Source organism: Sediminibacillus dalangtanensis (genome assembly GCF_017792025.1).
Taxonomy (GTDB): domain Bacteria; phylum Bacillota; class Bacilli; order Bacillales; family Amphibacillaceae; genus Sediminibacillus; species Sediminibacillus dalangtanensis.
In genome coordinates this window covers 2,614,327-2,634,853 of the sequence record NZ_CP046956.1, presented here as the reverse complement: position 1 = coordinate 2,634,853, position 20,527 = coordinate 2,614,327, and the positions used below count along the sequence as shown (strand labels likewise).

At 42.7% G+C, this 20,527-nt stretch carries 21 protein-coding genes and 1 riboswitch; of the genes, 12 read left to right on the top strand and 9 right to left on the bottom strand.

From position 1 onward, the window contains the following. Positions 1-9 precede the first annotated feature (9 nt). Entirely contained in the window at positions 10-1,266 is a 1,257-nt protein-coding gene (locus tag ERJ70_RS13225; protein ID WP_209365304.1) for a DNA polymerase IV, read from the bottom strand. Positions 1,267-1,557: 291 nt separating this feature from the next. Here ERJ70_RS13225 and ERJ70_RS13220 point away from each other — a divergent pair, with 291 nt between their 5' ends. Beyond that, on the top strand, positions 1,558-2,922 hold the full coding sequence (locus tag ERJ70_RS13220) for a TrkH family potassium uptake protein (RefSeq protein WP_209365303.1): 1,365 nt from the start codon (positions 1,558-1,560) through the stop codon (positions 2,920-2,922). A gap of 540 nt (positions 2,923-3,462) precedes the next feature. Further along, entirely contained in the window at positions 3,463-4,308 is an 846-nt protein-coding gene (locus ERJ70_RS13215) for an ABC transporter ATP-binding protein (RefSeq protein WP_209365302.1), read from the top strand. Between the two features lie 35 nt (positions 4,309-4,343). Here ERJ70_RS13215 and ERJ70_RS13210 read toward each other — a convergent pair whose 3' ends face one another. Next, positions 4,344-4,571: a DUF6154 family protein gene (locus ERJ70_RS13210; protein WP_209365301.1), complete on the bottom strand. Its 228-nt coding sequence runs from the start codon at positions 4,569-4,571 to the stop codon at positions 4,344-4,346. 110 nt (positions 4,572-4,681) lie between these two features. Here ERJ70_RS13210 and ERJ70_RS13205 point away from each other — a divergent pair, with 110 nt between their 5' ends. Next, a complete protein-coding gene (locus ERJ70_RS13205; protein ID WP_209365300.1) occupies positions 4,682-4,990 on the top strand; it encodes a hydrolase in 309 nt (102 codons plus the stop codon). Between the two features lie 192 nt (positions 4,991-5,182). Here the strand turns inward: ERJ70_RS13205 and ERJ70_RS13200 are convergent, their stop codons facing one another. After that, the gene (locus ERJ70_RS13200) at positions 5,183-5,974 is read right to left on the bottom strand and encodes a DUF6612 family protein (protein WP_209365299.1); all 792 of its coding nucleotides are present in this window, start codon (positions 5,972-5,974) and stop codon (positions 5,183-5,185) included. A 631-nt stretch (positions 5,975-6,605) separates the two neighbouring features. On the opposite strand from ERJ70_RS13200, the gene ERJ70_RS13195 reads away from it, so the two are divergent. Beyond that, complete coding sequence (locus ERJ70_RS13195) at positions 6,606-7,148, top strand: hypothetical protein (protein WP_209365298.1); 543 nt, start codon at positions 6,606-6,608, stop codon at positions 7,146-7,148. A 32-nt stretch (positions 7,149-7,180) separates the two neighbouring features. Next, the gene (gene ytkD, locus ERJ70_RS13190; RefSeq protein ID WP_209365297.1) at positions 7,181-7,657 is read left to right on the top strand and encodes an RNA deprotection pyrophosphohydrolase; all 477 of its coding nucleotides are present in this window, start codon (positions 7,181-7,183) and stop codon (positions 7,655-7,657) included. A 316-nt stretch (positions 7,658-7,973) separates the two neighbouring features. Here the strand turns inward: ytkD and ERJ70_RS13185 are convergent, their stop codons facing one another. From ERJ70_RS13185 to pckA, 4 genes are all read right to left on the bottom strand, one after another. After that, positions 7,974-8,789 carry an ABC transporter permease gene (locus ERJ70_RS13185; protein WP_209365296.1) on the bottom strand — a complete coding sequence of 272 codons (816 nt, stop codon included), beginning with the start codon at positions 8,787-8,789 and terminating at the stop codon, positions 7,974-7,976. Further along, positions 8,767-9,546: an ABC transporter ATP-binding protein gene (locus ERJ70_RS13180; protein WP_209365295.1), complete on the bottom strand. Its 780-nt coding sequence runs from the start codon at positions 9,544-9,546 to the stop codon at positions 8,767-8,769. Before ERJ70_RS13180 ends, ERJ70_RS13185 begins: the two co-directional genes overlap by 23 nt. A gap of 12 nt (positions 9,547-9,558) precedes the next feature. Beyond that, positions 9,559-10,551 (bottom strand): ABC transporter substrate-binding protein, encoded by a 993-nt coding sequence (locus ERJ70_RS13175; RefSeq protein WP_209365294.1) that lies wholly within the window; start codon positions 10,549-10,551, stop codon positions 9,559-9,561. A gap of 299 nt (positions 10,552-10,850) precedes the next feature. Next, on the bottom strand, positions 10,851-12,431 hold the full coding sequence (gene pckA, locus ERJ70_RS13170) for a phosphoenolpyruvate carboxykinase (ATP) (protein ID WP_209365293.1): 1,581 nt from the start codon (positions 12,429-12,431) through the stop codon (positions 10,851-10,853). Between the two features lie 175 nt (positions 12,432-12,606). Here pckA and ERJ70_RS13165 point away from each other — a divergent pair, with 175 nt between their 5' ends. From ERJ70_RS13165 to asnB, 7 genes are all read left to right on the top strand, one after another. Continuing rightward, positions 12,607-12,993, top strand: coding sequence for a thiol-disulfide oxidoreductase DCC family protein (locus tag ERJ70_RS13165; RefSeq protein ID WP_209365292.1), 387 nt, complete (start codon positions 12,607-12,609; stop codon positions 12,991-12,993). Positions 12,994-13,075: 82 nt separating this feature from the next. Next, a riboswitch (SAM riboswitch) is annotated at positions 13,076-13,181 on the top strand. Between the two features lie 212 nt (positions 13,182-13,393). Next, positions 13,394-14,593, top strand: a complete 1,200-nt coding sequence (gene metK, locus ERJ70_RS13160; RefSeq protein ID WP_209365291.1) for a methionine adenosyltransferase — start codon at positions 13,394-13,396, stop codon at positions 14,591-14,593. 41 nt (positions 14,594-14,634) lie between these two features. Then, the gene (locus ERJ70_RS13155; protein ID WP_209365290.1) at positions 14,635-14,895 is read left to right on the top strand and encodes a hypothetical protein; all 261 of its coding nucleotides are present in this window, start codon (positions 14,635-14,637) and stop codon (positions 14,893-14,895) included. Positions 14,896-15,016: 121 nt separating this feature from the next. Continuing rightward, the gene (locus ERJ70_RS13150) at positions 15,017-15,550 is read left to right on the top strand and encodes a sigma-70 family RNA polymerase sigma factor (RefSeq protein WP_209365289.1); all 534 of its coding nucleotides are present in this window, start codon (positions 15,017-15,019) and stop codon (positions 15,548-15,550) included. Beyond that, positions 15,534-16,412, top strand: a complete 879-nt coding sequence (locus ERJ70_RS13145; protein ID WP_209365288.1) for an LCP family glycopolymer transferase — start codon at positions 15,534-15,536, stop codon at positions 16,410-16,412. The genes ERJ70_RS13150 and ERJ70_RS13145 overlap by 17 nt, the downstream gene beginning before the upstream one ends. Positions 16,413-16,591: 179 nt before the next feature. Beyond that, complete coding sequence (locus ERJ70_RS13140) at positions 16,592-16,861, top strand: hypothetical protein (RefSeq protein WP_245207955.1); 270 nt, start codon at positions 16,592-16,594, stop codon at positions 16,859-16,861. Between the two features lie 179 nt (positions 16,862-17,040). Continuing rightward, positions 17,041-18,945 (top strand): asparagine synthase (glutamine-hydrolyzing), encoded by a 1,905-nt coding sequence (gene asnB / locus ERJ70_RS13135; RefSeq protein ID WP_209365286.1) that lies wholly within the window; start codon positions 17,041-17,043, stop codon positions 18,943-18,945. Here the strand turns inward: asnB and ERJ70_RS13130 are convergent. Continuing rightward, positions 18,935-19,822, bottom strand: coding sequence for a C39 family peptidase (locus ERJ70_RS13130; protein WP_245207953.1), 888 nt, complete (start codon positions 19,820-19,822; stop codon positions 18,935-18,937). The two genes, asnB and ERJ70_RS13130, sit on opposite strands and share 11 nt — an antisense overlap. Before the next feature lie 75 nt (positions 19,823-19,897). After that, positions 19,898-20,413 carry a gamma carbonic anhydrase gene (locus tag ERJ70_RS13125; protein WP_209365285.1) on the bottom strand — a complete coding sequence of 172 codons (516 nt, stop codon included), beginning with the start codon at positions 20,411-20,413 and terminating at the stop codon, positions 19,898-19,900. Positions 20,414-20,527: the final 114 nt, after the last annotated feature.

The following is a 20,527-nucleotide window of genomic DNA, read 5'->3' as shown; positions in this document are numbered from 1 at the left end:
CAAGATTCCTCAGGCTTTGTGGCCGCCGATTTTATGTGTACGGTCAAGGGTCACGCCTAGATCCGTAAAGCTGGTGGCACGCAGCAGGGAAGCAGATCCGTATTTTTGCCGGATTTGATCCATGACATAACCAAGGTCTTTTTGTTTGGTTTTGTCCATGAACAAATCCAGTTGGGTTTCCTCATCATTTGCTAAGTTATCCAGGGTGACGAACACTCGGCGGACTTTGCTGACACCGTCATAAAATTCACGGAATAACTGCATGCATACTTTGTATATTTCTATGGTGATGTTCGTTGGAAGTGCTACGGAGCGGGATCTGCTGAATCCCCCGCCGCTTTCCTGGGAATAGCCGATGCCGAGGTGGACTGTCCTGCCGGCCTGGCCAGCAGTCCTTGCTCTTCGGCATACTTCCTCACACAAATCAAGAATGCAGGCGAAAACTTCGTCCCCTCGGTAATCCCGCAGCAGTGTAATTCCATGGCCGAATCCCTTTTGCTCCTGTTTTTGAAAATCGCCGGTGACAGGGCTTAAATCTACCCCCCATGCGTGCCAATATAATTGCTCTCCCATAATGCCAAATCGTTTCTTAAGCCGCTCTAGAGGAAAATCCGCCAGTTGACCAAGTGTGACAATGCCCATTCGATTTAAATTACGCATCATCCGCTTTCCGATCCCCCAAATTTTTTCAATCGGTACCGGCCATAGCTTTTTTTCTACATCTTCGTACCGACACTCGGCAATTCCTGTCTCTTTGGCGTATAAATCCATGACAACCTTCGCCAAAAATTTATTATCCCCAATGCCGATCGAACAGGTCAATCCCATTGTCTCCTGCAATTCTGCTTTGATCAACCGGGCGATTTGCCAGCAGTCTCCATATAATTTTTCCAGACCGTTCACTGTCACCCATAGTTCATCAACGGAATATTGATGGATTGCTTCTTTCGGGACATATTGGTTGACCAGCTTGGTGATCTCCATGGAGACTTGTAAGTAATCGCACATTTTCGCTTCTGCGACATGGATATCCGGGTCATTTGGAAGCTCGAAATAGCGGCTGACATTTTTTATTCCGTGTTTTTTCTTTAATTGAGGGGAGGCAGCCAGAATGATACTCCCTGATCGCTTTTTGTCGCCTACGACTGCCAGCATATCCTGCATGGGGTCCAAATTGCGTTTCACGCATTCTACGCTGGCATAAAAAGAACGCATATCGATACAAAGAACATTATTTCTGGGAAGCTTTAGGTTTGTCGGCAGCATGAAATCCCCCTCTTTCAAAGAACGTATGTTCGTTTTATGTATAATATAACCCAGCTAAAAGGATTTAAACAGCGTTAATTTATTCCAGACCGGCTTCAGGTATGTCTGTTTTGGTATAGAAGACAGGCAGAGTGCGAACAATGCTGAGAAAGACGAGGTATTCAAATCCCCGTACAACCGCCCGACGAGACGATAAAAGAAGCAGAAGCAGGTAATTGAAAAAAACTATATAAACAAACTGTATTTTTTGGTAAACTTACATTGCTGCAATTGAAAGCAAGGAGAATCAAGATGAACATATTTTCGCGATTATTTAAAGCAAGTCACCTATCGACAATCCGTTTGATTGTTTTGTTTTACTTAATGACTGTCCTTATATCGACTCTTTTGTTAGGCATGCCGTTTTTTCATCAGGGCGGGTTCAGCATATCGTTTATTGATTTAGTGTTTACGGCTGTAAGTGCGGTCAGTGTAACTGGTCTTACAGTTGTTTCCACTGCGGAAACATTTAATGCTGCAGGAAAACTTGCATTGACGGTGGTGCTTCAGTTCGGCGGTATCGGAATTATGACTCTGGGGACATTCATCTGGATTTTGTTGGGCAAAAAAATCGGCCTGCGGGGCAGACAGCTGATTCAGATTGATCAAAACAGAACCACGTTATCTGGTTTGGTAAAATTAATGCTCAAGATACTGAAAATCATTGTAACCATCGAAGTCATTGGTACCATTATACTAAGCACTTATTTTCTATCCTATTTTGATACATGGCAGGAAGCATTACTGCAAGGTTTTTTTGCATCGGTGAGTGCCACGACCAATGCAGGATTTGATATTACCGGAGCATCCCTGATTCCTTTTGCGGATGATTATTTTGTTCAGTTTGTCAATATCGTCTTGCTGATTTTGGGTGCAATCGGCTTTCCTGTATTGATTGAAGTACAAGAATTAATAAGAGGACAGCAGTCGGAGATAAATCAAAAATATACATTTTCTCTGTTTTCCAAGCTGACGACGTTAACATTTTTTGCGTTGGTTTTAGCTGGTTGGTTATTGATATTCGTATTGGAGCGAAACGCTTTTTTGGCGGATAAGATCTGGCACGAAAAAATTTTCTACAGTCTCTTCCAATCAGTCACTACGAGAAATGGAGGGCTGGCTACCATGGATGTGGCAGACTTCACGTCACCAACTCTGATAGTGATTTGTGTTCTGATGTTCATTGGCGCTTCCCCGAGTAGTGTCGGCGGGGGGATCCGGACGACGACTTTTGCGATCATGCTGTTGGCAATTTACAATTATGGGAAAGGGAACACCAGTATTAAAGTATTCGGCAGAGAACTCGATCAAGAAGATGTGATGCGTTCCTTTATTGTCATTACGACGGCGGCGATGCTTTGCTTAAGTGCGATTACCATACTGACATATCTGGAGCCATTTCCGTTGATTTCTATAGCCTTTGAAGTGTGTTCGGCCTTTGGAACAACCGGTTTGTCGATGGGGATTACTCCCGATTTATCGACGGCTGGGAAGATTATCATCATTTTCCTTATGTTCATCGGGAGAATCGGGATATTCTCCTTCCTGTTCTTGCTAAGAGGACGTGTGACAAAAGATATTTACCATTATCCAAAAGAACGGGTCATTATCGGTTAAAGGAATTCGTCGGTAGTTCGTTGAAGGAAAGAACAGGACATTATTTGGACCAAATCGCATGGCGGTTTGGTCTTTTTAAAAGATAAGAAAGTATAAATTTCAGAGATGTCTAGCTCCAGCGCCTACCCCCTCGAAGTCTTAAGCAAAGCCTCTGTGTGGCAAAAGCCCGCCACTTCGAGGCTTTGCTTAAGCTTGTGGGAGGCCCAAACGATGTGAGTCATGCAGGCGTTGCCACAGGATGTGGCGGTTTTAGCCTGTACTCCTTTGAACAGGCGCTTGCGCTTTTGTCCAGCCTGCTGTCCAGAGGTGTTTTATGTCTTTCATACGAACAGAACCTAATTTTATTAAACAATCAAAAAACATCTAATTTATCTTTCTGTTTGAAGTCCTGGCAAAAAAATAAATGAGAACAATTATCAAAATCATTGACGCCGAGCTCTAAAGCAAATAAACTGGTGATAGAGTAAAAAACGATTAGGGAACGTCTATATTCGTTTGAAATAGCTTTTAAGCCATCGCTCGTAAGGGAGAGGTTGCGAAATGGAAACATTGACAGCAAAGGATTTGACTCTCGGATACGGAGAGGAAATAATCATTGATGATTTAAATATAACCATTCCTAAAGGAGAAATTACAGTCTTTATTGGTGGAAATGGCTGCGGAAAATCGACACTGTTGCGCTCGATGGCAAGGTTGTTGAAGCCGAAAGAAGGCGGCGTGATTCTCCATGGCGAGGAAATTGCCAAGATGCCGACAAAAGAAGTCGCCCAAAAGCTGGCCATTTTGCCGCAAAGCCCGGTAAGTCCGGAGGGATTATCGGTTCTGGACCTGGTAAAGCAGGGAAGACATCCGTACAAGGGCATGTTTAAAAAATGGTCAAAAGAGGATGACCAGGCTGTTGAGGAAGCGTTACAGGCGACCAACATGAAAGAACTGCAAGACCGGTCCGTCGATTCTTTATCAGGCGGTCAAAGGCAAAGAGCATGGATTGCGATGACGCTTGCACAAAAGACAGATACCATATTATTGGATGAACCGACTACTTATTTGGATATGACCCATCAAATTGAGATTCTTGATTTATTGTTTGAATTGAATGAGCGGGATGGTCGCACCGTCGTAATGGTATTGCATGATTTGAACTTGGCTTGCCGTTACGCACATCATATTGTCGCCATCAAAGATAAACAAGTGTATGCGCAGGGAAGACCTGAAGAAATCATCAGCTGCAACATGGTACATGATGTGTTCAACATGAAGTGTGATGTGACCTATGATCCGATGTTCGGAACGCCTATGTGCATTCCGCATGGAAGAGGCCGCTGTTTGATTAAAAGTGCTGTGGAAGAAGCACGGCAGGCCCGTAAAGCAGAATCGCTTGTATAAACGATTGACTCACTGGTTTTTATCAGTGGGTTTTTTTATGGCAATTTTGTCTCCTCAGGTACTGAGGTGATTTTTGTTTCCAATTTGCTGTTCAGATAACCGCCTAAGATTTCATCCAATTCATCTTTTGGACAGCCTTCAAAAACTTCCAGTAAATCATCGTGATCCATTTGTTCTAAGACAGAATGAATAAATACTTCTAAAAATTCCTTTTCCTCGAAGTGTCGCAAATATAATTCAAAAAGGTTGTCTGCGAATTTCATGTTAACCTTTCCTTTCTAAGCTTGTTTGTAACTTACCTTATGCAGAAAGATAAAAAAGTTGTTCATAAATTCCTGCAAATAGCGAAAATTAAAGGGTAGGAGGGTGAAAGATGGAAAAGAAACGATACTTTGTCAATATAGGTACTTTGGAGATTTCGCAAGTGCAGTCAGGGAATAACAATGATTTCACGATTCTCGCCACGGATGAAGAAGTTTTCCAGTTGAGAGAAATTTTCAATGAGATGTACAATTCCGATATTACTGCCTTTTTTCGCACCCATTTGCCAATACCTTACCATAAGGATTCCGCCAATGATCGGTATGACACAGGAATTGTAGCGGCATTTCAAATGCTTCACGAGTTAGGCGATGAAGAAACAAAAAGCCATATCAATAGCATGCACATTCTTCCTGAATAGATTTCTGTGCATATGAGTTGGTGGACATAACCTGAGCATCCATATATACGCAATCCACAATCAATCGGTCCAGGGCAGTTTAACCGTGTAGAAGTGATGGTATGTTTTCTTCATGCGAGCATCCTTGCTTTCATCGATTTGATCATCCGACAAATAAGACCTTGCCCGTTGGCGGGGCAAGGTCTTATGAGCTTACATGGGATTTTCCATTTCGATGGCAGTATCGGTTACTTCTTCAGGAATTTCAATCGTATCCAATTCATTAAAATTCCGGTAAGTTGATTCCATTTTCTGAGAGAGATTGGTTGTTGTTCCGTTCTCTTCTATATCGAGGTCCATATCTACCGTCATTGTTTCCAGATAATACGTATCCTTGCTCACGGTAATGGTATAATCCAGTTTGTTAATTTTCAGGGTATCGAGTACTTCCGCTGTTATCTCTCCTTCCGGCAGGCTGTTCAATTGCTCTTCCAGCAACTGATCAAATCCTTCTCCGGATGCACTTAATGATAGGATGTAACGGTTGTCTGTTTCCTCTATGCTGAAATCCTCTGCATAGTCTTCCAATTGTTTTAATTGATCGGTTGGATTTTGCTGTTGCTGAACTGCCGCCATATTCAATTGATCCGCCAACTCTTTTGGTCCCTTCATCCATTGCCCTTGTTGCGGGTCTTTGAAAAACATACCTTCTTCGGTATAGTACATTTCAACTGTCTGGCCCATCATATCCATCGTTTGGTGAAAGGCCAGCGGTTTTAACTGGATTTCAGCGTTGATAGTGGTCGAAATCGGCGGAATTTCCACTTCTCCGCCTTCCACTTGCTGGTTAACCTCTGCTTCCATTTCAAAATTCTCCAATTCTTCGGAAGCTGTGAGCGTTTGCTGGTAAATATCTTCGAGTTCTGCTTTTTCATCTGCACTACAGGCAGTCATTAAAAGCACCAGGAAAAGCAAGCTGCACATAGGTAAAAAGATTTTTTTCAAAAATATCTCTCCTTTTTTAAGGCTCTTTTCGTATTGATTGCTGGCTTATAGTTTCTACAGTTGATATAAACTGCGCATGAATTGGTTCACTTCTGTCCTTGACTAGAAAATGTGTAGTCGGCGCTTCAGAAATACCTCTCGATTTCCGCAGGCGACTCGAGCTAATGCTCTCCGGAATCTCACAGATGCCTCTCCTCCCGCATGGGTCTTCAGGTATTTCCTCCGCTGAAAGTCTGCCTGCTTATCTATATAAATCCATTGTTAGGAGGAATGAAGACATATAAACGAGTAATGCCTGATTTACGTGATGCCATGGAGAGCAAGCTTTTCATGTGTAGTGTTGTTTTTCTAAAAAAGAGAATGTGTTCGCTGATAAGGGAAACAACGATTCCAGTGTAGGCAGCATACGCAGATATATCTTGGATCTAAAACAACAACCTTTAGAAAAGAGTCTTTGAAAATAATGTCCCGTTACACGTAAACAGGGAACAACAGGTGATTAAATCGTTTCAGTACCCATACGTTAAAGAGTAAGAAAAGGTTTCACCAATCATTCAATTTTAGTTTAAAAAATGGGGAATAAAGGTATAAAACACTATCGAGCATGTTGAACATAAAGGGGGAGGACCACATGAGAAACAAAGCAGTTGCAGTCCTGGCGATGTGTGTACTTATTTTGATTATACCAATACTTATTTTATCCGGACAGGCTGGGGATGAAGAGATGGCCACAGCGGGTAGCGCTGAACAAATAAGTCAGGAAAATGTTCCTTCTGACAGTGAAACGGCAAGCAGGCCTACTCACGCACAACTTGTTTCCATAACAGAGAAATTCATGGATCTGCTTGTGCAAGAGACCGATGAAAGCTACCGGGTGAGGTCCTACAACTCCATCAATGAATTGACAGACGCATTTACCAAGATAGCCAAGCCAAGTGCGGCAAAAAAATATATTGATTATTATTATGAGGAAAAAGAGGATGGATTGTATCTTTTACCGGCCGAAACACCGCCATGGTTTCAAAGTGAGGCCGAATATGAGATGATAGAATCAGGAGATGGAACAGTTAAAGTCATTCAGGAAAACCAGACTGAATTGCACGGGAGCTATACGCTAGAGCTTGAATTAACGTATGACGACAGCTGGAAGATCACGGAGACGAAGCATTCTTGACATTCAAGTTCTAAAAGGCAGTTGAACCAATAATGATCACATTCACCGATTACTACAATAACGAAGTAAAGCTTTCATTCGATGACCATCCTTTTTCCGAAAATCCAAAGCATGTCTGGGTGATTTGCCGGTCGGACAACCGTTGGCTGTTGACCAAGCATAAAGAACGGGGAATTGAATTTCCCGGGGGAAAAGTGGAAGAGGGAGAAACAGCTGAAGAGGCGGCTGTCCGGGAAGTGTATGAGGAAACCGGGGGGGTCGTCAAAGATTTGGTCTATATCGGTCAGTACCACGTGGCCGGAAAAGGCGGAACCATTATAAAAAATGTTTATTTCGCTACAATCGAACAAGTTATCGAACAAGCCACTTATTATGAAACCGAAGGTCCTGTATGGCTTGATGAATTTCCGAAGCATATGAAAATCAATCCGGATTATAGTTTTATGATGAAGGACCAGGTTCTTCCACTAAGTTTGAAGCGTGTATATTTGTTAGCTCAGTTCCATTGACCGGTTCTGATTCTAAATGATTTTCCGGTTGTCGAAAACGAATTCAACCCTCTTAACTTGATCAAAGAGGCCGGGACAAAAAAGCATGGCCACCAAAGCAAAAACCGAACGAATTCTAAATGCTTATGAATTCGCTCGGTTTTTCGTTGTTTATTCTCGTTTTATCCTGTTGTTTGATACGTGCTTCGAATCGCTACGGCAAGATACTACGCGTGCCCGCGGAAAGCGAAGTACCTTGCCGGAGTGGGAAGTTGCACTTTTCATCCGCTTGATTTTGTGCTGTAAGGTTTGATTGCGCCACTTGCGGTGGAAAAAATTATCGTTCTGTATTTTTAATCAGCCATTTTTCTAACTTTTCAACAAGTTGGTACATAATCGCGGCCAGAATCGCAATGACCAATAAGCTATAAAGAACAAGTGTAAAATCGAAGACCTGGAAGCCATAAACGATCAAATATCCAAGCCCTTTGGCAGAAACAAGGAACTCCCCTACAATCACTCCGACCCAGGAAAGGCCGACATTCACTTTCAACGTAGAAATCATTGCCGGAAAAGAAGCGGGAAGGATGGCAGTTGAGAAGCATTGCCTCCTACTGGCCCCAAAGCTTTTCAAAACCTTCACATAGTTCTCATCCACTTCCCGGAAGGCAGCATAGACCACTAAGGTTGTAATGATGACACAGATGATCGCTCCCATTGCTATAATCGAAACATAACCCGGTCCTAGGGCAACAATGATGATCGGCCCTAAGGCAACCTTTGGCATGGCATTTAGTACGACTAAGTAAGGGTCTAATATCTTGGATAGTTTTTCGGACCACCAAAGGATGGCAGCAAGAATAATTCCGAGGATCGTACCGACCGCAAAGCCGATAATCGTCTCGATAAGCGTCACGTGAAGATGAAACCAAAGAGACCCATCCAGCAGTTTTTCCGTGAACAGCAAGCCGACTTGGGAAGGCGAACTGAAAATTAACGGATCAATCCACTCTTGTCTGCTCGCCAACTCCCAGCAGGCAAAGAATACAACGAAAATGACGAACTGCCAAAGAATAACACTTTTCCGCTCGGATTTCCGGCGTTTTCGGTATTGTTCAAAAAGTTGATCGTCAGACTTGGTATTTGTTTTCAAGGGAATTCAACTCCTCCCAAATACGATCGAATAACAATTGATATTTTAAATGCTTCCTTGCCTGAAAAGGAGGCAGGTCCCTTAGTTCGATCGGTACTTCAAATATCTCCGCTATTTCTCCTGGATTTGCTTTCATCAAGTAGATTTGATCACTCATGGCAATTGCTTCGCCAATGTCGTGGGTAACGAGGACAGAGGTTTTGTGGTATTCCTTTAATAGATGGGAAACTAAATCTTCCAGCTTCAACTTGGTTTGATAGTCAAGAGCAGAAAACGGTTCATCCAGCAATAACAGCTTCGGATCAGTGATAAGCGTCCGGATCAATGCCGCACGCTGCCTCATGCCTCCAGATAGTTCGGCGGGATAAGCGTGGATGACATTTCCCAAACCGATTTCCTTTAAAAAGTCAATTCCTTTTTCTTGTACTTCTGCCGTTTGCTTTCGCTGGACTTTCGGTCCGATCAGAACATTATCGAGTATCGTTTTCCAAGGAAATAAATAATCCTGCTGCAGCATATAGCCAATCTCTGCTTCCGCATCTTCTACTTTAATGCCTGACAATGTCACTTCTCCACGGGTTGGCTTGATTAATCCCGAAATAATAGAAAGTAATGTTGTCTTTCCGCAGCCACTCGGGCCCAAAATCGAGATAAACGAGCCTTCTTCCACCGTAAAGGATATATTATCCAAAGCTTTTGTGTAGCTTTTTTCTGTGAAATACTGATGAGAAATGTGATTGAGAGCCAAGAAAGACATGGTTATCTCCTCCTATTCAGCCATCACATCTTCGGCAATGGTAGTGTTTACAAGCTCCTCATACGGGATATCCTCCGGCAGTTCCCCGGCTTCCTCCATGATTGCTTTAAGATTTTTCCATTCTTCTTCATCTAAAATTGGATCTTCTGCAAACGACCCTTGGCTTTTATAACGCTCGATAGAGGAGCTTAGAAGCTCTTTATCTACATCTTCAAAATAAGGTGCTACGATTTCAGCTATTTTTTTGGGTGGCTGTTCCTGGATATAGGTTTGCGCTTTGTAAATGGCTCTGGCGAATTTTTTCGCAGTATCTTCGTTATCTTTGAGAAAGCTTTGTTTTGCCATAAACACCGTGTACGGTACATGGCCGGACTCCTCGCCGAAGGAAGCAACGATATAACCATTTCCTTCTGCCTCAAACTTACTTGCTTGTGGTTCGAAAAGCTGAACGTATTCTCCGGTGCCGGATGTAAATGCACCCGGAATATTAGCAAAGTCGATATTCTGGATTAAGTTCAAATCTTCATGCGGGTCGATTCCATGCTGTTTCAACACATATTCGCCGACCATTTGCGGCATCCCGCCTTTTCGCTGTCCAAGAAAATCACTACCGATTAGATCTTCCCATTTGAAGTTATCATTTGGCTGTTTTGCTACCAGGAAGGTGCCGTCAGTCTGGGTCAATTGGGCAAAGTTGATAACCGGATCGTTGGCACCGCGCGCAGCTACATAAATGGATGTTTCGGACCCGACTAACGCCACATCTGCATCATCGGATAACAATGCCGTCATGGTTTTATCTCCTCCCCAGGTCGTCTGCAGCTCGACTTCCAGTCCTTCATCAGCAAAATACCCTTGTTCCAAAGCGACATATTGAGGAGCATAAAAAATACTGCGGGTAACCTCGGCGATTTTCACCGATGTTTTTCCTCCGTTCGAACTACATGCGGTTAATGCAAGAACACATACAAGTGTAAATAAGCTAAGCCAGTGGTTTCTTTTCATATCGGTCAACCTTTCGTTGAAATATATTCGGTTGGATTATTGTATGCGCAAGCCCAAAGTGTGTGAAATGCCCAGGGGAATAGAAGCTGGAAATGCGAAGAACAAGGAAGCTATTTTTCTTAGGTGACAGGATAAGGAATCGGAAGTTATCCTTAATCCTATTCCTAGTAAAGTACTCCTATTTATGGAGCATCGGAATGGTTCGGAGGAAGAGAAGAGGAATTAAAAAATCCTGCTGAGAAAAAATTTCTCTGCAGGATTTAGTGTGAATCGATTGCTCGTGGAGTCACTACATCTATTTATCCCTCGTACACAGGGCCGGCGTTTTTGATTTCCTCGCTTACTTTTGTAAAAGACCGGAAATTTTCATGAAACTTAGCTGCAAGTTGTGCTGCTTTTTCCTGGTAAGAGGAATAAGATTCCCAGGATTCCCATGGTTTCAGCAATTGGCTCGGAACACCAGGAATGGATTCCGGAATATGAAGCCCAAAATAGTCATCTGGTACCGTGTTTACTCCATCGAGACGCTGCTTCAGGACTGTGTCCACCATCGCTCTTGTATAAACAAGCGGGATTCTTTCCCCGATACCGAAAGGTCCTTTTATCCAACCGGTATTGATAAGGTAAACGTCTGCATCATATTGATCGATCTTGTCGCCGAGCATATCGGCATATACCGCCGGGGCAAGCGGCAGGAAGGGTGCACCGAAGCAGGCGGAAAAAGTCGCTTCTGGTGCGGTGATGCCCCGCTCCGTACCAGCCAGTTTACTGGTGTAGCCGCTGAGAAAATGATACATCGCCTGTTCCTTTGTCAATCTGCTGATTGGAGGGAGTACACCAAATGCGTCGGCAGTCAGGAATATAATCGATTTTGGATGTGGTCCCTTGCTTGGGAAAATGCTATTGTCAATATGGTCCAACGGGTAAGCAGCCCTTGTGTTTTCCGTCCGTTCCGTATTGGAGTAATCGGGCATTCCGTTATGACAGAAAACATTCTCCAGAACAGCACCATGTTTGATGGCATGGTATATCTGAGGTTCTTTCTCCTCACTTAGCCCGATGCACTTGGCATAACATCCCCCTTCGATGTTGAAAACGCCATTAGGTGACCACCCATGTTCGTCATCCCCGATAAGACAGCGATCAGGATTTGCAGACAATGTCGTTTTGCCTGTACCGGATAATCCGAAGAACAGGGCAGTATCTCCTGAATCACCGGTATTGGCGGAACAGTGCATAGGGAGCACTCCCTGTTGTGGCAATAAGTAATTCATAACGGAGAAAACTGCTTTTTTAATTTCCCCTGCATATTCGGTGCCGCCAATTAGGATGATTCTTTCTTCAAAAGAAATAATAATGAAAGCCTCTGAATTGGTGTTATCTCTTTTGGGATTTGCTTTGAAAGTGGGAGCGGAAATGACAGTGAACGCATTATGTTTACCGGCAGTCTCTTTGTCTTCCCGGATAAAAAGCTGTCGGGCAAACAAGTTATGCCAGGCAAATTCGGTGATGACTTCAATCGGAAGTCGGTAGTCTGTATCAGCTCCTGCCCAGCCGGTAAAGCGAAAAAGCGTGTCCTGGGAGCGAAGGTGCTCCATGACGCGTTCATACAAGGCGATAAAGCTGTTTTTATCCATCGGCTTGTTGATAGAACCCCAGTCAACTTGTTCAGCTGCTTCCCCTTCGTTTACAATGAACTTGTCTTTCGGAGAGCGTCCGGTATATTTTCCGGTAGTGACGCTGACGGCCCCATTGGCAGTAATGGTTCCTTCGCCGCGTTTCTCGATGATTTCTACCAGTGCTTCTGTAGAAAGATTGAATTGGCAGTTCTGCAGGATCGTTTTGCCCAATTTAGAAGCGCTTTCATTTGTTGGGTTCACTTGCTCACTTCCTTTGTGTAAATTGATAGCTTGATAACGAATAGTATAACATAATGATTAATATATAACATACTGGTTTACAAAATGAAAGGTGATCGTTAAAATTTCCGCTATTGCTTTATTTTCGTTAAAATAAAGGGAAGGGACTAGTAAAAGCTCAAAAAGGCGGGATAATATGGAACGTAAATCAATTGTACTCTACGATGGCGATTGTTACTTGTGCCGGCAGACAAAACAAGTAATCAAGCTGCTGGACTGGTTTGGCGCTTTTCGATGGCTATCGCTACAGGAATATGAAAAAAGGCAAACCGTTTCGAGTAAACAACGGGAAGTGATAAGGGGAGAAATCCATCTCGTGAAGCCTGATGGGAAAATAAGTACAGGTTACCAAGCTGTTCGATTTATGCTTGTCCGTTGTCCTTTAACTGCACCGCTGGGATTCCTGATGTACCTGCCGTATGCTGAAGTGATAGGAGACCCTCTGTACCGATTGATAGCCAAAAACCGTTATCGTATTTTTAAAAACAAGTGTACCAACGGTGTGTGCAAACTCCCTCAATAGCATAAGTTAATTCCAACCAAAAAGGTGGTAATTTATTGACATTGCCGGCATGTTTCGTTACGATAAAGTGCGAACGGATACTCTCTTATCCAGAGACGGCGGAGGGACAGGCCCGAAGAAACCCGGCAACCATCATGCAGATGAAAAGGTGCCAACCTGATGCAAGGTTTTACCTTGGACGATAAGATGAGAAAGGCCATTTTCCTTTCCTTCTCCTTATTAAGGAAAGGTTTTTTGTTTGATTAGAGGTAAAATACCATGCGCTCATGATTTTATTCGTATAGATGACAAAAAACAGTTTAACGGGAATGGAAATTCACCAGCTTAATGAAATTGTAATAACATACCTAGGAAAGAGCGGTTCCGTATTATTTGATGAAATGAAGGAGGATTTAGCAGAATGACTGCAAATCGTCGATTATTCACCTCAGAATCGGTTACAGAAGGACACCCCGATAAAATTTGTGATCAGATTTCTGACGCCATTTTAGATGAAATTTTGGCAAGTGATCCAGATGCTCGTGTGGCATGCGAGACAACTGTTACTACCGGTCTGGTTTTAGTATCGGGGGAAATCACTACCACTACTTATGTTGATATTCCAAGCATTGTTCGTAAGACAGTGAAAAATATTGGGTACACGAGAGCGAAGTATGGCTTTGATGCGGAAACTTGCGCTGTCCTGACCGCGATCGATGAACAGTCCCCTGATATTGCGGGGGGCGTGGATCAGGCTTTGGAAGCACGCGAAGATACAAGCTACGATGAAGAAATCGAAGCAATCGGTGCTGGTGACCAGGGTCTGATGTTCGGGTACGCAAATAATGAAACGCCAGAGCTAATGCCGCTGCCTATTTCACTCGCCCATAAAATAAGTAAGCGTCTGTCAGATGTCAGAAAGGAAAACATTCTGCCTTACTTGCGCCCGGATGGAAAAACCCAGGTGACAGTAGAATATGATGAAAATGACAAACCAGTAAGAGTGGATACCATCGTCATTTCCACCCAGCATCATCCGGAAATCGAGCTCAAACAAATTCAACAGGACATTAAAGAATTTGTCATTAAGCCGATTGTGCCGGAAGCGTTTCTGGATGAGAAAACAAAGTATTTCATCAATCCAACAGGCAGGTTTGTAATCGGTGGTCCACAAGGGGACGCCGGCTTGACAGGAAGAAAAATCATTGTTGATACTTACGGGGGATACGCCCGTCATGGAGGCGGCGCATTCAGCGGAAAGGACGCCACCAAAGTGGACCGCTCGGCTGCATATGCGGCACGATATGTTGCGAAAAACATTGTGGCAGCGGAACTAGCCGAGTCCTGTGAAGTCCAGCTTGCTTACGCCATTGGTGTGGCAGAACCAGTATCCATATCGATTAACACCTTCGGTACAGGGAAAGTAACGGAAAATGAATTAGTAAAAGCTGTGAGGGAATTATTTGACCTTCGTCCAGCAGGTATTATCAAGATGCTTGATTTGAAACGTCCTATTTATCAAAACACAGCTGCGTACGGACACTTTGGCAGAACCGATATCGAATTTCCTTGGGAAAAGACCGATAAGGTAAACAGTTTGAATGAATTTTTGAACCAGTAAATGTAACAATAGCATAGTTGAAAAGGGTAAAAAACCGAACGATGATTCGAAATTTTAATTATTCGATCTCGTTCGGTTTTTTTATTTTTATTTTAACCTGTGAAGTAACCAATTTCTCTTTTGAATCAATGGTGGTAAACATTCCGGTCCGGCAAGGTGCTTTGCTTAAGCTTGTCGGAGGACCAAACGATGTGGGTCATGCAAGCGTTGCCACAGGACGTGGCGGCTTTAGCCTGTACTCCTTTGAACAGGCGCTTGCGCTTTTCTTTATTGAGGTGGGTATGATGTTTGTGCATTTTTGATACCACAATCCTTTCTACCGATGAGGAGAGGCAGAAAATTTCTGGTTAATTCCGAAACTAATCGATTTCGGCTATCGTCTATAGGTGGAGTTAGCAAAGAAAGGTGGAAAAGAGGGGAGTTATGGAAAAAGGAGAAAAAGAAGATTTCTTAGAAGCGATAATGTTAAAACATGGGGATGATTTGGTAAGATTAGCATTCAATTATGTGAAAGATAAAGAAACTGCTAAAGATATGGTCCAAAATTCTTTCATTAAGTGTTATGAAAACTTGGGTAAATTTCGTTATGATTCAACCATCAAAACATGGTTATACCGGATCACCGTCAATCAATGCAAGGATTATTTAAGGAGTTGGCATTATCGGAAAGTCAAAACCAAAAGTGTGTTTGTGAATGCAATCAAATCTATTTCATCCTTAACAGAAAATGAGGTTATAAAAAAATCAGAATCTGAAGAGATGAAAAGTCTTATGTTCTCTTTGCCCGAAAGCTACAGAGAAGTTATTTATTTATATTATTACAAAGACTTATCCATCCCAGAAATAGCTGAAGTAACTGGTTTGAATCTTAACACCGTTAAAACAAGACTTAGGAGAGGAAAGCAAAGGCTGAAAAATTTACTAGAGGAGGCTGAGGTGTATGGGGAAATTTACTAAGCGAATTTCAAGATATGAAGATGATCATGATTTAACGTTTACGAGAGAAGACAGGATAGAAACACTTAGAAAAATCCATAGGAAACACAAAGGTAACCGAAGGGATTCTTTGTTCTACATTGGTAAACGTTTTGTCGGTCCAATATTAGGCACTTTCATTGCAGTACTTTTATTGATAGGGATTCTTTTACCAAAATTTTATCAAAATGACGGGATAAAACAGCCACTTTCAAACCATGCCTCTGAGCAAGAGCAAGAAAGTACTTCATTTTCCGTCTTACTAATGGGAAAGGATTCAACTGAGAATGATAATATGAGAACGACGGTTCATATTTTATTAACATACAACAGTACGGAGAAAACCATAAAGTTAGTACCGATTCCAAGAGATGCTTATGTGGAAATATATAATGCTGCAGGAGAAAAAAAACATGAGGATAAATTAATGCACGCATATGCTTTTCATTCGTCCCCTGAAGCTGTCTCATCCACAGTCTCAAATCTTTTCGATTTATCTGTTGATTACTATTCCATTTTTTCAGAAGAAGAAATATATGGAGGACTGGAAATAACGGAGGCTGAAAGAAGGGCAAATCATATACAGCTTGGAGATTTACTGGAAGAACAGTTAACCTTTTCGCAGCTAAAAAAGATCGTTGAAGAAAGCGAAACAAATATTCCGAGCGATGTTCTCACCCATTTCAAAATCGAAGAGAGTAATACGGACCCAATAGAGGTGGTTGACTTGGAGAATGGTGTAGAAGAAACTCATATGAATGGTATTTATTATATAAAGATTAAACAAGATACGATAGAAACAACGACCACTAAACTAAAACAGCATATTGGAAACGGATACTAAAGGTCGAGTAACCAGAAATCGAAAAGATAGGATGGGTCTCTGTTCTGAAATTCAATTTCCGCTGTCATTCTGTTTCAACCGCCCGATTGGGCAGGGGGGATGGTTTCATATAATGGCTGTAACCGGCGTATTGAAGAACTTAAGAAATGTTCTAGATGCCAGGCAAAGGAGGTTATTCTTTGAGCCATTTCGAAACGTGCAACAGAAATATTGGGGAAGCCGTCAAAATTACTTGTCAAGATGGCACTGTTCACCGGGGAATCATTGATAGAGTGCACAGGGACCGAGTGTTCATCCGCCCGATTGAAGACAGAGTCGGAGATCCGGGTCCCGGCGGCCCAGGGTTGTTTTTGTATGGACCTGGCTGGGGCTGGGGATACGGTGCTGCCTATGGGATAGCATTCGCTTCTATAGCGGCACTTACCTTGCTTCCTTTTATTTTTTGGTAGAAGAGTAGGAGAAACTGCCGAAAACCCATCCAGGTTTCCGAAGGATATGATGGAAGCCTGCCGGGTCTTTTGGCAGGTTTTTTGTTGATTGCACTTTCTGTCTATTTTTCGGTTAGTATTGAAAATTGGATTGTGCTATAATTAACAAGATGTCAACATATAGAAAGAGAGGCAAGATTATGTGTGGTTTTATCGGAATGATCCGCAACCAACCTCAAGCACCAGATCAAAACAACAAAAATACCTTTCAAAAGCAAAATAATGTAATTTCCCATAGAGGTCCGGATGATGAGGGTTACTTCTATGATGAATATATTTCACTTGGTTTCAGAAGATTAAGCATAATCGATATAGAAAGTGGTCAGCAGCCGTTCAATTATGATGACGATCATTATTGGATGATTTTTAATGGAGAGATTTACAATTATATCGAACTGCGTGACCGGTTGACTGAAAAGGGATACACCTTTACGACCGAATCCGATACGGAAGTTATCATTGCTATGTTCAAAGAGCATGGAACAGCTGCTTTTGAACAACTAAGAGGGATGTTTTCTGTATTGATATGGGATAAGCAAACGCAAATACTGTACGGAGTCAGAGATCCTTTCGGAATCAAGCCGCTTTTTTACAGTGAAATGGACGAAGGTACATACTTCGCATCCGAGAAAAAAAGCATCACCATGATGAGGGAAAGTGAACAAGTTGATACCGCGGCACTGCAGCACTATTTAAGCTTTCAATTCGCTCCAGAGCCGATGACATTGACCGAGGGCGTTAAAAAAGTAGAACCAGGCCATTTCTTTGTCAAAAAGCCAGGCGAGCCGATCGAGTTCACGCGCTATTGGCATGCCCGGTTCGCGCCGGTCTTAATGGAGAAAAACGAATGGATCAAACGAATTCAGGATGTCATGTATGATTCTGTCAATGTCCATATGCGCAGTGATGTCCCGGTTGGTTCATTCCTTTCCGGTGGGATAGATTCTTCTTTGATTGTTGCCATTGCCAGGGAATTTAATCCTAATATCAAAACCTTCTCGGTCGGATTTGAAAGAGATGGCTATTCCGAAGTGGATGTAGCGAAAGAAACGGCAGAAAAGCTGAACGTTGAAAACATTTCTTATACGATAACTCCCGAGGAATATGTCCAAAAACTACCGAAAATCATGTGGCATATGGATGATCCGTTAGCAGACCCGGCATGTGTACCGCTTTATTTTGTCGGCAGAGAAGCCAGCAAGCATGTCACTGTTGTACTTTCCGGTGAAGGCTCTGATGAACTGTTTGGCGGCTACAATATTTACCGTGAACCGGAATCGTTGAAGTTGTTCGAGTCGATTCCGTCACCGGCCAAAGGTTTGCTTTCCAGAGTCGCATCTGTTCTGCCGGAGGGAGTAAGGGGAAAAAGCTTTTTGGAACGAGGAACTACGCCGCTGAAGGATCGGTACATCGGTAACGCGAAAATGTTCGAAGATGAGGAGAAAAAACAGCTGCTGAAAGCCTATCACCCTGATCTGTACTATCAGCAAATCACGAAACCGCTTTATGCCAACGTGGCTGGAGAACATCCGGTAAACCAAATGCAATACATCGACATTCATACATGGCTGCGCGGCGATATTTTGCTGAAAGCAGATAAAATGACCATGGCTCACTCCCTTGAGTTACGCGTACCTTTCCTGGATAAAGAAGTTTTCCGGATTGCAAGTGAAATTCCAGTCGATTTGAAAATCGCTAATGGAACCACTAAAAGCATTTTGCGTGAGGCTTCTCGTGGCATCGTACCTGATCACGTACTCGACCGAAAAAAACTTGGTTTCCCGGTGCCGATTCGCCACTGGTTGAAGGATGAACTTTATGATTGGGCAAAAAATCTGATTGCTGAAAGTGAGACAGATCACTTGCTTCATAAAGACTATATTGAAAATCTTCTGGAGGATCACTGCCAAGGCAAAGGTGATTACAGCAGAAAGATTTGGACGGTTTTGATGTTCATGTTATGGCACCAAATTTACGTGGAAAGAAAGTATTCTTTCGAAGAATTGCAAGAAGAAGACCAAACAAAAAGCAAGCTTACGGTTTAACCGTAATTGCTTGCTTTCCCATTTGCACCCATGCTTCTTTGAAGGCGTTGATGGGTGCTTTTCTTTGTTGTTTAGCAAGAGGATCGTTGAAGTAAATGTACGAATCATCATACCCTGTTACCAAGACGGAATGTTCTTTCATGGTAATGTTGATACTACCCTGTTCCGTATTCCACGTTTGAAATTCTTTTTCCGGCAGTTTTTTAAAGGTTGTATTGGTGATGACCCAAACTGGCTGTCGGTTATGGAGGTATTTGAAAATCTCGTAAAAATGTCCTCCACTGAAATCGTGAACCCGGTCGCCCAGATATCTTTCCGCAAGTCTGGCAATAGGCTGGTGATAAACACCGAAGCCTGGTTTGTCCAGGGAATACATGTCCCCGACAAAGCCATTGGAAGGATTGCCGAAGTAGATGCCTTTTTCGGTTTGCTGAAAAGGAGTCTTATCTTTATCGACTTGTTCAGCCAGTTTCAACTTAGATACCTCTACACCGTTGTATTGGAGAAGCATGGCCAGACTGGTGACTTCACATCCGCGTGGCAGTTCCGGATACTGCATAATCTGGGGGACCTCCAAATGAACCGACTCAGGAAGCTGAAATTGTTCGATTAAAGGAAAAACAGGCTCCAGTTCAACAGTGGGCAATTCATCTGCTCGTACTGGATTTGCCTGTTCTTTTAACCATTCAGATGCTGCCGGTAACCATGTGTACCGATTATTATAGAGAATGATCAGTGAAACAGTAATGGTGCATAGGGCAAACAGCAATGCATTTGACTTGTAAAAAAGCTGCCAAGTTTGTATGGCTGCTTTTTGATGAAAATAACTGAGTAGGAGTGTCATCAGGAAGGCAAAAACCCCGATAAATAATAACACGATACACTGCACCTCCTGTTTATAGAATAACGCATTTCGACAAAATAAACAGGAGACAATTTTGACAAATAGACGTTATTTTTCCTGCTGGTTTTTATAGTATTGTCCTTTTTCTATATAAGAGTGTCTGATTCTGTCCATTTCTTTAAAATCTTCTTCGGTAAGTTCGCGGATTACTTTAGCAGGACGACCAAAAGCCAGCGTATTTGGCGGGATAACTTTGCCTGGAGGAACAAGGCTTCCCGCTCCAATGAAGGCATGTTCTCCTACTTCTGCATCATCGAGTATGATGGAGCCCATTCCAATCAAGGCACCTTTCCGGATTTTCGCTGAATGCAGGGTAACCTGATGGCCGATCGTAACACCGTCTTCGATGACAAGTGGTAGACCGGGACTTTGGTGAAAGAGACTGAGATCCTGGACGTTTGCCTGTTTACCAATATGGACGGGCGCGACATCACCTCTGATAACTGTTTTAAACCAGATGCTCGCCAACTCATCAATGGTCACGTCTCCAGTGATGACAGCATCTTCGGCTACATAAGCGGAATCATGGATGACAGGTTTTTTACCTTTATATTCGTAAATCATTTGAATCCCCCTGTAAATTATGGTGATATAGATAATAGTATCATAAATGCATGCGGACATTTACACCAATAATAGCTGACAAAAATGTTTTAAAGAAACAGAAAGAGGGAGAAA